Origin of the sequence: Algibacter amylolyticus, from assembly GCF_014202225.1 — a bacterium.
Classification (GTDB): Bacteria; Bacteroidota; Bacteroidia; order Flavobacteriales; family Flavobacteriaceae; genus Algibacter_B; species Algibacter_B amylolyticus.
The window spans coordinates 33,835-50,386 of record NZ_JACHGE010000013.1 but is presented as its reverse complement, the minus strand read 5'-3'; the positions used below and the strand labels follow the sequence as shown (position 1 = coordinate 50,386).

The following is a 16,552-nucleotide window of genomic DNA, read 5'->3' as shown; positions in this document are numbered from 1 at the left end:
AAAATTACATAACCTTAGCTTCCTTTTTTATGATAAAAGTCATGACTAAAGTACTAGTAGCGCGGAAAATTAAAATTGAGCATTTGCCTAACCTTAAAATAAATTAAAGGAAATTGATTTCTAAAGGCTTGCGGTGTTTCAATAAAGGTTTCTAGAATAACGGCTAGCAGCTCAAAATCGTTGGTAAAGGCGTAGTGCCTTAAATACTCTGATGATACTAATTTATTTTTTAAAATTTCATCTTTAGCAAGCAACGCTCTAAGCTCATTAAAAGTATCTATAAAAATCACAGAATTTATATCCTCTTGATAAATACAATTAAAATGAATAGCATGTGCAAATTCGTGAATCCCTAAATTTAGTTTATCATCTTCAATACGGTAACCATCTAAAAAACTATCCCAAGATAGTACTAAAGTATTTAGGTTTGCGTTAAACTCTCCTTTATGATAAACTTTATTTACTTCAGAGAAGTATTTGGTTGGGTAAATAACAATATTTTTAACGGCCTTAATACTAAAATCTCTAAATCCGAAAGTAAGCATCATTGCCGTGGCAGACACTAGCACTTTTACCTCGTCTGTTATCTCAAAACCCGCTTTACCTACAAACACCTTACTTTGCATAAAAGTTGTAACACGATGCCTAAAATAGCTTTGGTTTTTAGCATCTAACCGCCTATAAAATGTAAACTGCTCAGTTAATATTTTGGTTTGACTTCTAGTTAGCGTTTTACGAAAAAGATAGAAATGTACAAATGCGGGACGATTAGTAAAAAAAGTATAAGTCATTTCTACCCCATCCAGTATGCTGGTAATTATTTTTCTAATAAAAATAAGTACTAAAACAATTACAAGTCCTATCAGGATAGATAGAATAATTGTTCCTATATAATATGAATCCGGATTAGTTTCCAAATGATATAAATATGATTTAAGGCACTGTAAAATTAACCTATTTAGCCTATTATTTAGTCTTATTAAAGAAAACTTGGTCCAAACAATGTGCTTTTAAGAAAAACCATAGATTTCTTTATAATTTTATGAGAAATTTAAGAATGATCATTTCATTTACTATAGTCTAGATAGTATATTTAAGGAATAACTTAAAAAAAAGATATGAAAACATTATATGAAGCGACCACACTAGCCACAGGAGGTCGAAAAGGAAAGGTAAAATCGGAAGATGGTCCATTGGATTTTAATTTATCGGTACCAAAATCTATGGGTGGCTCTGGAGGTGATGGTGCTAATCCAGAACAGTTTTTTGGAGCAGCTTATGCCGCGTGCTTTGGCGGCGCCATACAAGCAGTTGCTGAAAATGAAAAAATTAAAATTGATAACGATAAATTAAGCGTAACTGCTATAATAGGATTCTGTAAAGATGATGATGGATTCTTTTTAGAAGCCACCCTAGATTGTTACATACCGGGTGTAGATGTTAAAACAGGTGAGGATTTAGTTGAAAAAGCCCATGAAATTTGCCCGTTTAGCAAAGCTACGCGAGATAACATAACAGTTAGATTGAACTTATTATTAGATGAATAATAAAATTCATTTATAATTAAAAAAAGCACTTCATATGAAGCGCTTTTTTTTGTGACCGCGAAGGGATTCGAACCCCCAACCCTCAGAGCCGAAATCTGATATTCTATCCAGTTGAACTACGCAGCCATTTAATTATTATTTCAATTTATTTTTTAAAAACTCCATGCCTTCCTCTGCCTTTAAATAGTTTTCATACTCTTTTGCTTTAACTCGAGAAGTAAACACTTTAGAATACACTAAAACCCAAGGCCTGTGTTCTTTTGTTTCTTTATGTTCTCCCATATTATGTTGGGCAATTTTTTTTTGTAAATCATTAGTTAACCCTTTAAACAAACGATTATCTTTTTCACTACTAATGACATAAACATAATAAATCATTCGAAACTATTTAATATAGCAATTAAGATAATTTTGCCTTAACAATATTAGAAATGGTTTTTCCATCAGCTTGTCCAGCCAATTCTTTACTTACCATACCCATAACCTTACCCATATCTTTCATACCATCTGCTCCTACTTGCTGGATAGTGGCCACAACAACTTTTTCAATTTCTTCGTCGGTTAAGGCCTCTGGCAGAAACTGACTAATAACCTCAGCTTCATCAATTTCCGGTAATGCCAAATCCTTTCTATCTTGTTCTAAATAAATAGCCGCACTATCCTTACGTTGCTTAACTAGTTTTTGAAGTATTTTTAGCTCTTGCTCTTCTGTTAATTCTTCTTTTGCACCACTTTCTGTTTGTGCTAACAAAATAGCCGATTTAACCGCACGTAAAGCCGTTAAAGCCGTTTGGTCTTTTGATTTCATCGCTGCTTTTAAAGCCGTCATTACTTCTTGTTGTAAACCCATATTTTTTTATTATTTACTGTACTGCGAAGATAGAAAAAAGTTAGATGCTTGAAGACTAAAATTAGTAATTAAAAAGATTCCCTCCTTCGAGGAAATGACAAAATAACACCTAATAAAAAGCCCGAAAAGTTGAGGGAACTTTTCGGGCTTATAAATAACACACTTTAATAAATGGTCTATAATTAATCTACATTATCATGTAAGAATGAATTATTACTTCTTAATTGAATATCATCATTATCATCTAAACCAATACTTGTTCTCGACATATTAGTTTCTGATGAATGTTTTGCTTCTTTTAAATCTACACCTTGCCTTTTATATGCTGGTACTTTTTCTATATCATCAATTTTAGCATTGTTAAACTTGTAATTAAAGTCTTTCATTTTGCGTCTGCGCTCTTCGGCACGTTCTTTTAGCATATCTGAAATTGGACTGTTCATAGGATCTACCTCATCATTTTCCTCTTCATTTACTGTAGGTTCTACAACCACTTTCTTTTCAAAAATGATTTCCTCTTCAACATCTTCTAAAACTTCTTTACTAGTTTGTTTAGACTTAGTTTGAGCACCTTCTGCCTCGGCATAATCATGTAAAGTATAACGAATATCGCCATCTTCATTCGTTTCATTAACCGTAACTAGCTCCACGTAATCATTTACAGGAATGCTTTTAACCTCTTCAGTTAAATCATGAGTAATCGTAGCTTCAGCTTTTTCTTCAACTTTTTCAATTACCTCTTCTTTATCTTCATTTTTAAACTCATCGCTGGTTGGCGTTAATGGCATATCGAAGGTTAGAGTGATTTGTTTCTCTTCTTCAATATAATCTGAGATTAATTCAACATCAGCAATACTTTCAGAATCAGCACCCATTCTAGTTACGGGCTTAATTATAAAACTATCGTCTTCATTTAAACTAGAAATATTCGCGCTTACCTCATCGTAAACCACATTGATATTTTTAATAAGATCTGAAGTTGGTATTAAATCTATTTCTCTTTCAACTTTATTTACCTCAGATTTTTTAACAAAAACCACATCTTCTTCCGGTTCTAAATCTAAAGTATGACGAACAACTGGAGCTTCTTTCTTTTCTTCTAAAACTATAGTAGGTTCTATAATAACAGGCTCTTTATCTTGAGCATCTAAATCTTGCTCTTCGCTTAAAGAATGTACTACCTTTTTAGTTTCTGTATTAGAAATCTCGTCTTGTTGCTCGATATCAAAACCTGTTGCAATTATGGTTACGGCAATTGACTCCTCTAACGATTCATCCTCACCAACACCCATAATAATGTTTGCACCATGACCGGCTTCGGTTTGTATGTGATCATTAATTTCTCCTATTTCATCGATAGTTATTTCTTGAGCACCAGAAACAATTAGCAACAATACGTTTTTGGCACCTGTAATTTTATTATCGTTTAATAATGGTGAATCAAGAGCTTTTCGAATAGCATCTTGAGCACGATTTTGTCCTGATGCTAAGGCAGAACCCATAATAGCAGTACCACTATTACTAAGTACGGTTTTAGCATCACGTAAATCTATATTTTGTGTGTAGTGATGTGTAATAACTTCGGCTATACCACGAGCAGCGGTAGATAACACCTCGTCAGCTTTAGAGAACCCTGCTTTAAAACCAAGATTACCGTATACCTCGCGAAGTTTATTATTATTAATCACAATTAAAGAATCAACCACGTTTCTTAACTTCTCAATACCCTTTTGAGATTGTTCGATACGCATTCTTCCTTCAAACTGGAACGGCATGGTTACAATACCTACTGTTAAAATATCTAAATCTTTAGCCATTTTAGCAATTATAGGTGCTGCTCCTGTACCTGTACCACCGCCCATTCCGGCGGTAATAAATACCATTTTGGTATTAGTATCTAGCATTTGAGAGATATCATCAAAACTCTCAACTGCAGATTGCTCTCCAATATCTGGGTTTGCTCCTGCACCCAACCCTTCGGTTAAATCTAATCCTAATTGGATTTTATTTGGAACACCACTGTTTTGTAAGGCTTGTGCATCGGTATTACAGATATAAAAATCTACACCTTTTATACCTTGCTGGAACATGTGATTAATGGCATTACTACCACCACCACCTACACCAATGACTTTAATGACATTTGACTGATTTTTGGGTAAATCAAATGAGATACTTGTTTCGAATTCTTTTTTGCTGCTCATAAAATTCTATTTTTCTGGGGGATTTTTCTACTTAATATTTTAATTCAATGGTTTCTCTATACGCCAGTAATCACTTTGTTTTAAAGTACATACTGGACATGTTGCTCTATATAATAACTTACTCTGCATTATCTAAAAAATCTTTAACGCGTTCAGTTAACTTATCAAGGAAAGAACGTCTTTCCTTAACAGGTTTTTCTATAACTTCTTCTTCTATTGTTTCTTGTGGTGTTTCAACTTCATCAACAACTTCTTCTTGTTGCTCTATCTTTTTACGTTCTTGACGCTTTAATCCATCTAACACTAAACCTACGGCTGTAGCAAAAAGCGGACTTGTAATATCATCATCACTATCGCCAGCCAAATGCTCGTTAGGATAGCCAATTCTAGTATCCATACCGGTAATATATTCCACTAGTTGCTTTAAGTGCTTTAACTGTGCGCCTCCGCCCGTTAAAACAATACCCGCAATTAGTTTTTTCTTTTGCTCTTCGTGTCCGTAGTTTTTAATTTCAACATATACTTGCTCTACGATTTCAACAACCCTAGCATGTATAATTTTAGACAGGTTTTTTAAAGTTATCTCTTTGGGCTCTCTTCCTCTTAAACCAGGTATAGACACAATTTCGTTATCCTTATTCTCTCCCGGCCATGCAGAACCAAATTTTATTTTTAATAATTCGGCTTGCTTCTCAATAATTGAACAACCTTCTTTAATATCTTCAGTAATCACATTTCCTCCAAAAGGAATTACTGCTGTATGACGAATAATGCCATCTCTAAAAATAGCTAAATCGGTAGTTCCACCACCTATATCGATTAAAGCAACACCAGCTTCTTTTTCTTCTTGACTTAAAACGGCATTAGCAGATGCCAAAGGCTCTAGTGTAATACCTTCTAGACCTAATCCAGAACTTTGTACACAACGGCCAATATTTCTTATAGAAGAAACTTGCCCAACAACTACATGAAAATTCGCTTCTAAACGACCGCCATACATACCTATTGGTTCTTTTATTTCGGCTTGTCCATCAATTTTATACTCTTGTGGTAGCACATGGATAATTTCTTCTCCAGGTAGCATCACCAATTTATGTACTTGATTGATTAATCTATCAATATCATCAACATCAATTACAGTTTCAGAATTAGATCTTGTAATGTAATCGCTGTGTTGTAAACTACGAATGTGCTGTCCTGCAATACCAACAGTAACCTCGTCAATTTTCATATCTGCGGCCGCTTCTGCCTCTTGAACTGCTTGCTGAATAGACTGAATGGTTTGTGTAATATTATTTACCACACCACGGTGCACACCCAAGCTTTTAGATTTACCTATACCTAAAATCTCGACTTTGCCGTATTCATTTTTACGCCCAATCATCGCCACAATTTTTGTGGTTCCTATGTCTAATCCTACTGCTAAATTATGTTCCATAGCTTAAATTTTGGTACAAATTACTTGGTTTTCAAACTCTAAATTCACTTTGCTATAATTGCCAAGTGTGTTATCTTTTTGATTTTTCTTATAAAATGCTTTTAGATTGTTAACTTTTTTATCTAAAAAATTAACATCTCCTAATTTTACAATAAAATCACATTTTCTTAGTCTTAAATACAACTGTTTATTATTATCCTGATTAATCTCAAAAACATGCTTTTTTAAGAAGTCATCATTTTTAACTTTACGCGCTATTTTATAGACGTTTGTTAAATTATTTTTTTCAATGCTACCAGTAACTAAGGGTACTCTTGCTGAATAGTTTTTAGACAACGGCATAAACATGCCCTCATCATCAATGTAATAAGACGCATTTGTACTCACCCTTGCTATAGGCGTTTTCTGTTCTATCTCAGCGTTAAGCGTGCCATTTACAGCAACATACACTTCTGCAGATTTTATTAACGGATTAGATTTGAGGGTGTTTTCTAATTCATTCAAAACTAAAGCTTCTTTAGGCACGTTTTTAAGCCCTCCATAATTTTGTATTAACAATTTACTAACAGCCTCGCTTGTTACAAACAGGTTGTTTTCGCCAACAAATTTTACTTGAGGATCAGACACACTTCTATGTGCATTTCGCGCTGAGGCAAAAGCGAACAAAAAGACCACTACGCCTAGCAAAACAAACATTTTTATGTAGTTCCAATTAACTTTCAACACTAAACTCTTTTTTAATGTATTTTACCTGTTCTCCTATATCTCCGGCTCCTATTGTTAAAATAACCTGAGCCTTACTTTCGTGAATTTTAGCTAACAAATCAGTTTTACTAACTAACTGCTTATTTTTATTGCTTATTTTATCTAGCAACCACGACGATGTAACACCTTCAATAGGCAATTCTCTTGCTGGATAAATATCTAATAACATAAGGTCATCGAACTGCGATAAACTCTTAGCAAAATCGTCTGCAAAATCTTGTGTTCGGCTAAACAAATGTGGCTGAAAAATAGCCAACACCTTCTTATCGGGATACATTTCTCTAACGGCCTGATGAACAGCATTAATTTCTTCTGGATGATGTGCATAATCATCAACAAAAACCAAATTATCGGTTTTAATATGATAGGTAAATCTACGCTTAACCCCTTTATAAGATGCTAAAGCATTGGCGAGCTGGTGGTGCGGGCAACCATATTCTACAGCCATCGCCAAGGCTATTAATGCATTCGACAAATTATGTCTACCAGGTAGGTTAAATTGTAAATTTTCAAGTACCGTTTTTGGCGTTTTAACATCAAAAACATAGGTGCCATTTTTTATTTCTATATTTTGAACGGAATAATCCGAATCGTCTTCAATACCATAAGTAATGCCTTTTAAAGGCAATCCATTTTTTACAAACAGCTTACCGTTTGGTTTAATTTTTTTTGTAAAATCTTCGAATGTTTTTTTCAACTCTGCCGCATCACCATAAATATCTAAATGATCGGCATCCATGGATGTAATACATGCCAAGTCTGGCGACAATGTTAAAAACGAACGATCGAACTCATCGGCCTCAACAACACTAACTTCAGATCCATTTAAAATTAAATTTGAGTTATAATTTTCGCTAATTCCACCTAAAAAAGCAGTTAGCGCCACATTACACTCATGCATTAAATGCCCTAAAATACTTGTAGTTGTGGTTTTACCGTGCGTTCCTGCAACAGCCAAACAAAAGGTATTCTCGGTAATTAGTCCTAAAATCTGAGAACGTTTTAAAACCTTAAAACCATTCGATTTAAAGAAATTTAATTCTGCATTATCTTTAGGAATTGCGGGCGTATAAACTACAATGGTATTATCTGGATTTTTAAACTGCAATGCAATGTTATCTATAGCATCGTCAAAATGAACCGCCACACCCAAATCGACCAAACTATTGGTAATATCGGTTTGTGTTTTATCATAACCAGCAACATTTTTGTTATTAGCTTTAAAATAGCGTGCCAAAGCACTCATGCCAATACCGCCAATGCCTACAAAATAGATGTTATGTATATTATTTAAATTCATTTAATTTATTTCAGAAGTTTTTCTACCTCGTCTGCTATATCTTTAGTTGCGTTTATTAATGCTAATTTTTTAATATTATCTGATAATGTTTTTTGTCTTTCTGGCGCATTTAAAAGCTGAGAAAATTTGTTCTCAAAATCGGCATCTAAATCTTCTTCTTTTATTAGAATGGCAGCATCTTCATTCACTATAGCCATCGCATTTTTGGTTTGATGGTCTTCTGCCACATTTGGCGAAGGAATAAAAATTACGGGCTTACCAACTATACATAATTCGGACACCGAGCCTGCTCCTGCTCTTGAAATTACAATATCTGCAGCAGCATAAGCAAAATCCATATTGTTTAAAAACTGATACACTTGAATTCCTTTTGTATTATCGCAAATTTTATATTGCTGGTAATATAATTTTCCGCACTGCCATATAATTTGAATGTTATGCGTATCGAAAAAATCTAATTTCTTCTCGATTAATTGATTAATCCTTCTAGACCCCAAACTACCACCAATAATAAGTAGCGTAACCTTGTTGGGTTCCAAATTAAAAAAGCGTTTTGCCTCTTCAACTTTTGTTTCTACATTCAATAAGCCTTGACGAACCGGATTACCTGTTTTAATTATTTTCTCCTTTGGAAAAAAGCGTTCTAAACCATCATAAGCAACACATATTTTCTGTGCTTTTTTAGCCAGTAGTTTATTGGTAATTCCCGGATACGAGTTTTGCTCTTGAATTAAAGTTGGAATATTACTTGAAGCCGCAGCTTGTAATAATGGACCACTTGCAAAACCACCCGTACCAATAGCCACATCGGGCTTAAATGACTTTATTATTTTACGAGCCTCCCAAAGACTACTAATTACCTTAAACGGGAAACTTAAATTTTTTAAAGTTAGCTTACGCTGAATACCAGAAATCCATAAACCTTTAATCTGATATCCAGATTGAGGCACTTTTTCCATCTCCATTCTATCTTTGGCACCTACAAATAAAAATTCGGCATCTGGAAAACGAGATTTTAACTCGTTAGCAATAGCGATAGCAGGATAGATATGACCTCCTGTTCCTCCTCCGGATAATATGATTTTATATTTACTCATTTAAATGGCCTCGCTTAAAATTTCTAACGGATTATCTTCATTAATTTCTTGCTCCTTTATCTCTTCTCGTTTTGCGCTAACACTTAATATAATTCCAATAGCCAAACAAGTCATCCAAATAGATGTACCACCGCTACTAATTAAGGGTAATGTTTGTCCCGTAACCGGAAACAACTCAACCGCTACAGCCATATTTATTAAGGCCTGAAAAACGATAGGCAAACCAACACCTAACACTAACAACTTACCAAATATGGTGTCTGATTTTTGAGCTACAATAACCACCCTAAACAGAAACCACAAGTAAAGCGTCATAATTACAAACCCACCTATTAAGCCATACTCTTCAATAATTATGGCAAAAATGAAATCGGATGATGATTGTGGTAAAAAATTCTTCTGCATACTTTTACCCGGACCAACACCCCAAATTTGACCTGTTGCAATGGCTATTTTTGCTTTTTCTATTTGATAATCGGCTTCGGTATCTTCTGGGTTAGAAAAACTTTCAATTCGTCCCATCCATGTATCAATCCTATTAGGCATTGCATCTGGAAACGCCTTAGCTATTAATATAAACATGGTTAAAACCAATATCCCCGAACCAATAATAACTGCCAAATAACGCAGTGGATACCCTCCAAGAAACACCAACATAACAACCATTAAAAACATGATAGCTGCCGTTGAAAAGTTGGCAGGTAAAATTAATATAAGCACTAAAAATACAGGAATCCAAAGCGGTAAAATAGACGCCTTAAAGGTTACTGTTTCCTCTTTAATTTTAGACATATATCGCGCTACATAAACCATTAAAACAACAGCTGCCAAGGTGGATGTTTGAAAAGACATACCCACAAACGGAATACGTATCCATCTACTAGCATTTGCCCCAGCTATTGTTGTGCCTTGCATCATGGTTATAGCAAGCAAAACCAAAACAATTGGTATCATTATTAACGACAAGCCCTTAAAATACCTATATGGAATTTTATGTACGCCGTAAATTATAGCAAACCCTAAAATTAAGTGCACAAAATGTTTAATAAAAAAAGTAAAGGTGTTTCCTCCCGTGCCTTTATACGCCAAATTACTAGCCGCACTGTACACGGGTAAAAACGATAAAATAGCCAATAGCGCAACTATTGCCCAAATTAAACGATCTCCTTTTATGTTGTTAAATAATGTTTGCACTTAAATTTAATATTATAAGTTTCTTACTGCATCTTTAAATTGACGTCCGCGGTCTTCATAGTTTTCAAACAAATCGAAACTTGCACACGCTGGCGATAACAACACACTGTCACCAGATTCTGATAATTTGTAAGCTATTTTAACAGCCTCTTGCATGTATTGCGTTTCAATAATTACATCGACCATATTCCCGAAGGTATTCATCAATTTTTCATTATCGACACCTAAACAAATTATGGCTTTTACTTTTTCGTTTACAAACGGAAATAATTCTTCGTAATTATTACCCTTATCCACACCACCAACAATCCAAACTGTTGGAGCACTCATACTTTCCAAAGCGTAATAGGTAGCATTTACGTTAGTAGCCTTAGAGTCGTTTATGTATTGTACTTTATTAATTTTAAGCACCTCTTCTAAACGATGCTCAACAGCCTGAAAGTTCTCTAAACTTTCTCTTATTGTTTGCTTTCTAATTTTAAGCAAATGCGCTACAGTAGAGGCCGCCATTGCATTTTTAGTATTGTGGTTTCCTTCTAGTTTTATTTTAGCTGTTGGCATAATTATCTCGTTGTTATTTATTGTTAGTCTAATATTTTCGTTGTCCAAATACGCACCGTTTTTTATAGGTTTTACTAATGAAAATGGCAATAATGTAGATTGAACTGGGTTATTTTTTAAATGCTCTACTATCACTTCATCGTCGGCATCATAAATCAAATAATCATCTTTAGTTTGATTCATGGCAATTCTGAATTTAGATTTGATATAATTTTCGAATTTGTAATCATATCTATCTAAATGATCTGGAGTAATGTTTAACAATACAGCTATGTTTGGTTTAAAATCGATAATATCGTCTAACTGAAAACTGCTTATTTCCAAGACATAGTTTTTAAAGTCTTCTTCCAAAACCTGTTTCGCAAAACTGTCGCCAATATTACCTGCCAACCCCACATTTAATGCTTCCTTTAAAATATGATGCGTTAATGTAGCCGTTGTTGTTTTTCCATTACTACCAGTAATTCCAACAATTGTAGCTTCGGTAAATTTTGAAGCAAATTCAATTTCTGAAACTACTGAAATACCTTTTTTTCGAATTTGTTTTATCAATTCAACTTTATCAGGAATTCCAGGGCTTTTCATGACGATATCAGCATTTAGAATCTTAGATTCCGTATGCGATTCATCTTCCCATTCAATCTCATTATGTATAAGAACTTGTTTGTACTTTTCTTTTATTTTTCCTTTATCTGAAACAAAAACTTCATAGCCCTTTGCCTTTCCTAAAAGTGCTGTTCCAACACCACTTTCCCCTCCTCCTAATATGACTAATCGCTGCTTTGTCATTTCGTTTTCGTTATTTATAATATTCCCGCTTTCGCTGAAATTTATCGTATTTTCAATGTTACAATAGACAGGATAGCTAGTAATATGCCTATAATCCAGAATCTGGTAACAATTTTACTTTCATGATATCCTGACTTTTGATAATGATGATGCAAAGGCGACATTTTAAAAATGCGTCGTCCTTCACCATATTTCTTTTTGGTATACTTAAACCAACTTACCTGCATAACAACCGATAAGTTTTCGGCTAAAAATATCCCGCACAACACAGGTATTAACCATTCTTTACGCACGGCAATAGCAATAACCGCAATAATCCCACCTATAGTTAAACTACCCGTATCTCCCATAAATACTTGAGCCGGATAGGTATTGTACCATAAAAACCCAATAAGCGCCCCTACAAATGCCGCTATATAAATGGTAATTTCCTCAACCCTTGGGATATACATAATATTCAAGTATTCCGAGAAAATAATATTACCAGAAACCCATGCAAAAATGCCCAATGTAAGCACGATAATTGCCGAGGTACCGGCCGCTAAACCATCTATACCATCGGTTAGGTTTGCCCCGTTTGATACCGCTGTTATTATAAAAATGGTTACTAAAATGAATATAACCCACGCATACTTTTCTAGACTCGGACTAATCCACGTGATTACTTTTGCATAATCGAACTCATTTCCTTTTACAAAAGGAATTGTTGTTTGTGTTGATTTTACCTCCTGCTTAAATAATTTTGAAGCTTCTATATCTGGGTTTTGAGCCAATAAAATACGTTGCTCTTCTATTGGCAACTTCTCTTTCATGGTGACATCTTGATGAAAAAACAACGTTGCCCCAACAATAATCCCTAAGCCTACTTGACCCAATACTTTAAACCTCCCTTTTAAGCCTTCTTTATCGTTTTTAAACTTTTTTAAATAATCATCAATAAAACCAATAACACCCATCCATAGCGTGGTTACTATTAAAAGAATGATATAAATATTCTCTAGTTTCGCTAACAAAAACACAGGTATTAAAGTAGCTAGAATAATAATTAAACCGCCCATTGTAGGTGTTCCTGCCTTTTCTTTTTGCCCTTCTAAACCTAAATCTCTAATAGTCTCGCCCATTTGCTTTTTTTGCAAAAAGCGTATAATTCTTTTACCATAAATAGTAGAAATTAACAGTGATAAAATCATAGCCAAAGCCGCTCTAAAGGTTAAAAACCCAAAAAGTGAAGCTCCAGGAAGTTGAAACTGTTTTTCTAAATATTCAAATAGGTAGTACAGCATATTATTTCATCTGTTGTTTTATAATGTTATCAATGACCAGATGTAATTCGCCATTAAACATTTTTGTTATTATGAGCTTTATAAACATGCTCATTTCTGTAATTGTTTTAAAAATTCTTTTACTATTTTAAGATCATCGAAATCGCTACGCACACCATTTACTTCCTGGTAGGTTTCATGACCCTTTCCGGCTATTAAAATGATATCGTTTGGCTGCGCCATTTGGCAGGCCGTTTTTATAGCCTGTTTTCTATCTGAAATAGTTAATGTTTTCTTGAAATTTTGAGGCTCAACACCCGCTTCAATCTCATTTAAAATATCTTCTGGTTTTTCACTACGTGGATTATCACTAGTAAAAATCACTTTTGTACTTAATGCCGATGCGATATGCCCCATTTTAGGACGCTTTGTTCTATCTCTATCTCCACCGCAGCCTACAACCGTAATAAGTTCTTCATTTTTAGTACGTATGCTGTTTATGGTTTCTAACACGTTTTTTAATGCATCAGGAGTATGCGCATAATCAACAATGGCTGTTATTTTTTCATCTGAAATAATATATTGAAACCTTCCGCTAACACTTTCTAAATCGCTTATTAAACGCAATACTTCAACTTTCTCGAGACCTAACAATTCCGCAGTAGCGTAAATAGCCAAAACATTATAGGCGTTAAAATTCCCAATAAGTCGTGTCCACACCTCACTATCATTCACCTTTAATAACAAGCCTCCAAATTGATTTTCTAGAATTTGAGTTTTGTAATCGGCATACTGTTTTAAAGCATAAGTGTATGTCTTAGCCTTAGTGTTTTGCAGCATAACTAATCCATTTTTATCGTCGGCATTTACTAACGCAAAAGCGCGACTGGACAACTCATCAAAAAATTTCTTCTTTACATCTCTATACTCGGCAAATGTGCTGTGATAATCTAAATGATCGTGAGACAGATTAGTAAAAATGCCGCCTTCAAAATGCAAACCTTCTGTTCTAAACTGATGAATACCATGAGAGCTTACTTCCATAAAGCAAAACTCGACACCTTCAGCATTCATTTCGCTTAAATATCTGTTTATAGTTAAGGAATCTGGCGTGGTATGAGTTGCTTTATACTCTACCTCATCCACCATAATTTTTACAGTAGATAACAAACCTACTTTGTAACCCGCTTTTTTAAACAACTGATACAATAAGCTACTTACCGTAGTTTTACCGTTTGTTCCCGTTACACCAACAAGTCTTAAATTTTCCGATGGATTACCATAAAAATTTGAAGCCATAATTGCCAGTGCACGACTTGTATTATCCACCTCTACATAAGTAACACCATCAACTAAGTTATCAGGTAAATTTTCGCAAACCACACTTGTAGCACCACTACCAATAGCCTTTTCTATATAATCGTGCCCATCGGCAACTAAACCACGAATAGCCACGAAAGCATGATTATTTTCGATTTTTCTAGAATCGAAATTAATAGCCACAACATCTATATTTGTGCTGCCAACTACCGCGTTTAAAGTAGCCTTATAAAGTATGTCTTTTAGTGCTATCATGATGCTTTTAAAACTACGGTTTGGTTATCTTTCAGTTTTGTATTTTTATCTACAGATTGTGATTTTACAATGCCATTTCCACTTAATTTCACATTAACATCAATCTGCATATTTTCAAGTAAAACAATAGCATCCATTGCTGGCATACCAATTAAATTTGGCATTATTGTTTTATAGGTTTGTGCTGTTTTATAAAACCCTTCATATTCTTTATCAACATCCGCAACATTCATTTGTAAGGTTTCAACCTCATCTATTAAAGGCGTATCTGTATAAATTTTTTGAGCCACTCTTTTAAAAACTGGTCCTGACACATCTGCTCCATAATACCCAACACCTTTATCTGGCTCATGAATAACAACAATGCATGAATACTTCGGGTTTTCGGCAGGGAAATAACCAGCAAAAGAAGATATATAGTTTAATTTAGATTTATCGCTGTAATCTTTTTGACACGTTCCTGTTTTTCCGGCCATAGAAAAGTTTTTAGAATATAAACGATGTCCTGTACCGTGTTTTTTCTCTACAACATTTTTTAATAGTGCTTGCAGCTTAGAAATCGTTTCTTTGGAGCAGATTTGTTCGTTAATAACCTCTCTTTCAAAAGGCTCTATAACCTTATCAAATTCCTTAACTTCTCTTAAAAACCTTGGCTTAACCATAACACCATCGTTAGCAACAGCATTGTAAAAGGTAAGGGTTTGCAAAGGCGTAAACGACACACCGTAACCATAGGCCATCCACTGTAAAGCAATACCACTCCAACGCCCGTTTTTAACTCTTGGATCTGGAATAATTGGCATAGGCTCTCCTATAATTGGTAAGTCCAAACCATTATTTAGGTTCATGTCATATAATCTGTCTACAAACTTTTCAGGATTTTTTCTGTAGCCCTGATCTATAATCTTTACAATACCTGTATTAGAAGACACCTCAAAAGCCTTAGAAACAGATATTTTACCGTAACCACCATACTTGGAATCACGTACTTTTTTACCGTAAAAACTTAAAACACCTTTTTCCGTATCTACCACATCGCTAGTATCAGCTACTTTATCTTCAAAAGCTGCTGCAAGCGCCATAAGTTTAAACGTTGAACCAGACTCGTGACTCTCACCAACCGCATAATTTAAACGCTCGTAATAATGTCCGTTTTTATTTCTTCCTAAATTTGAAATGGCACGAATCTCTCCAGTTTTTGTCTCCATAACCACCACACAACCATGATCTGCCTTATATTTTTCTAACTGTGCTAATAATGAATGGTGCGCTATATCTTGAATATTTACATCGATAGTCGTATAAACATCGTAACCATCTTTTGGTTCAATTTCATTTGCATCACTTAAAGGTTTCCATTGCCCTTTACCAATTTGCTGTTTTTTACGCTGCCCATCTACACCTCGCAAATACTTAACACCAAAAGCACCATCAATACCAGGTCTTGTTACATTACCTTTATCATCAACACGCTCGTAACCAATAGTTCTTTGCGCAATACCACCCATTGGATGCTCACGTTTTGTGGTTTGCTCTACAATTAACCCTCCTTTGAAAGCGCCTAGTTCTAATAATGGGAAGTTTCGCAGACGGATATAATCAGAATAGCCAATATTTCTAGCCAACAAGTAGTAACGATTTTTATTAGCACGAGCACGTCTAAGATCTTTTAAAAGTTTAGTAGCCGATTTGCCAGAATATTTTGAAAGTGAATCGCAAAGTGGTTTTACGTATTTTTCGAAAGTTTTAGCATTTGGAGTTAAGGCATCAAAACGAATATCGTACTTAGGGATTGAGGTTGCCAACAGATTCCCATTTACAGAATACACATTACCTCTATTAGCAGGAATCACAACATTTTTAACAACACGCTCTGTTGCTTTTGCTCTATACGCATCGCCTTGAAGAAACTGAATGCTTAGCAATTTAAACACCACAGCAAGCCCGAAGATGAACATACATCCAGCTAT

The 16,552-nt window shown here is 34.5% G+C and carries 14 protein-coding genes and 1 tRNA gene; 1 reads left to right on the top strand and 14 read right to left on the bottom strand.

The annotated features are described in order from the left end of the window. Window positions 1–53 precede the first annotated feature (53 nt). Window positions 54–791, bottom strand: coding sequence for a zinc-dependent peptidase (locus tag HNQ90_RS17640; protein ID WP_244962229.1), 738 nt, complete (start codon window positions 789–791; stop codon window positions 54–56). Window positions 792–1,118: 327 nt separating this feature from the next. On the opposite strand from HNQ90_RS17640, the gene HNQ90_RS17635 reads away from it, so the two are divergent. After that, window positions 1,119–1,547: an organic hydroperoxide resistance protein gene (locus HNQ90_RS17635; RefSeq protein ID WP_144118212.1), complete on the top strand. Its 429-nt coding sequence runs from the start codon at window positions 1,119–1,121 to the stop codon at window positions 1,545–1,547. A 52-nt stretch (window positions 1,548–1,599) separates the two neighbouring features. Here the strand turns inward: HNQ90_RS17635 and HNQ90_RS17630 are convergent. From HNQ90_RS17630 to HNQ90_RS17570, 13 genes are all read right to left on the bottom strand, one after another. Continuing rightward, window positions 1,600–1,673, bottom strand: a tRNA-Arg gene (locus tag HNQ90_RS17630). A gap of 9 nt (window positions 1,674–1,682) precedes the next feature. Further along, window positions 1,683–1,925: a GIY-YIG nuclease family protein gene (locus tag HNQ90_RS17625; protein WP_221279908.1), complete on the bottom strand. Its 243-nt coding sequence runs from the start codon at window positions 1,923–1,925 to the stop codon at window positions 1,683–1,685. Between the two features lie 22 nt (window positions 1,926–1,947). Next, window positions 1,948–2,397 carry a GatB/YqeY domain-containing protein gene (locus tag HNQ90_RS17620; protein WP_144118213.1) on the bottom strand — a complete coding sequence of 150 codons (450 nt, stop codon included), beginning with the start codon at window positions 2,395–2,397 and terminating at the stop codon, window positions 1,948–1,950. A gap of 182 nt (window positions 2,398–2,579) precedes the next feature. Next, window positions 2,580–4,601 carry a cell division protein FtsZ gene (gene ftsZ, locus HNQ90_RS17615; protein ID WP_144118214.1) on the bottom strand — a complete coding sequence of 674 codons (2,022 nt, stop codon included), beginning with the start codon at window positions 4,599–4,601 and terminating at the stop codon, window positions 2,580–2,582. 118 nt (window positions 4,602–4,719) lie between these two features. Continuing rightward, the gene (ftsA, locus tag HNQ90_RS17610; protein WP_144118215.1) at window positions 4,720–6,039 is read right to left on the bottom strand and encodes a cell division protein FtsA; all 1,320 of its coding nucleotides are present in this window, start codon (window positions 6,037–6,039) and stop codon (window positions 4,720–4,722) included. A 3-nt stretch (window positions 6,040–6,042) separates the two neighbouring features. Then, on the bottom strand, window positions 6,043–6,765 hold the full coding sequence (locus HNQ90_RS17605; protein ID WP_241678405.1) for a cell division protein FtsQ/DivIB: 723 nt from the start codon (window positions 6,763–6,765) through the stop codon (window positions 6,043–6,045). Next, window positions 6,752–8,104 (bottom strand): UDP-N-acetylmuramate--L-alanine ligase, encoded by a 1,353-nt coding sequence (gene murC / locus HNQ90_RS17600; protein ID WP_144118216.1) that lies wholly within the window; start codon window positions 8,102–8,104, stop codon window positions 6,752–6,754. The genes HNQ90_RS17605 and murC overlap by 14 nt, the downstream gene beginning before the upstream one ends. Before the next feature lie 5 nt (window positions 8,105–8,109). Beyond that, window positions 8,110–9,201: an undecaprenyldiphospho-muramoylpentapeptide beta-N-acetylglucosaminyltransferase gene (gene murG / locus HNQ90_RS17595; protein ID WP_092851368.1), complete on the bottom strand. Its 1,092-nt coding sequence runs from the start codon at window positions 9,199–9,201 to the stop codon at window positions 8,110–8,112. Next, entirely contained in the window at window positions 9,202–10,395 is a 1,194-nt protein-coding gene (locus HNQ90_RS17590; RefSeq protein WP_092851366.1) for an FtsW/RodA/SpoVE family cell cycle protein, read from the bottom strand. Between the two features lie 12 nt (window positions 10,396–10,407). Beyond that, window positions 10,408–11,745 (bottom strand): UDP-N-acetylmuramoyl-L-alanine--D-glutamate ligase, encoded by a 1,338-nt coding sequence (gene murD, locus HNQ90_RS17585; protein WP_144118217.1) that lies wholly within the window; start codon window positions 11,743–11,745, stop codon window positions 10,408–10,410. Window positions 11,746–11,786: 41 nt separating this feature from the next. Beyond that, a complete protein-coding gene (gene mraY / locus HNQ90_RS17580; protein ID WP_144118218.1) occupies window positions 11,787–13,028 on the bottom strand; it encodes a phospho-N-acetylmuramoyl-pentapeptide-transferase in 1,242 nt (413 codons plus the stop codon). Between the two features lie 90 nt (window positions 13,029–13,118). Further along, window positions 13,119–14,582 (bottom strand): UDP-N-acetylmuramoyl-L-alanyl-D-glutamate--2,6-diaminopimelate ligase, encoded by a 1,464-nt coding sequence (locus HNQ90_RS17575; RefSeq protein ID WP_144118219.1) that lies wholly within the window; start codon window positions 14,580–14,582, stop codon window positions 13,119–13,121. Then, on the bottom strand, window positions 14,579–16,540 hold the full coding sequence (locus HNQ90_RS17570) for a penicillin-binding protein (RefSeq protein WP_144118252.1): 1,962 nt from the start codon (window positions 16,538–16,540) through the stop codon (window positions 14,579–14,581). Before HNQ90_RS17570 ends, HNQ90_RS17575 begins: the two co-directional genes overlap by 4 nt. Between the last annotated feature and the right edge of the window lie 12 nt (window positions 16,541–16,552).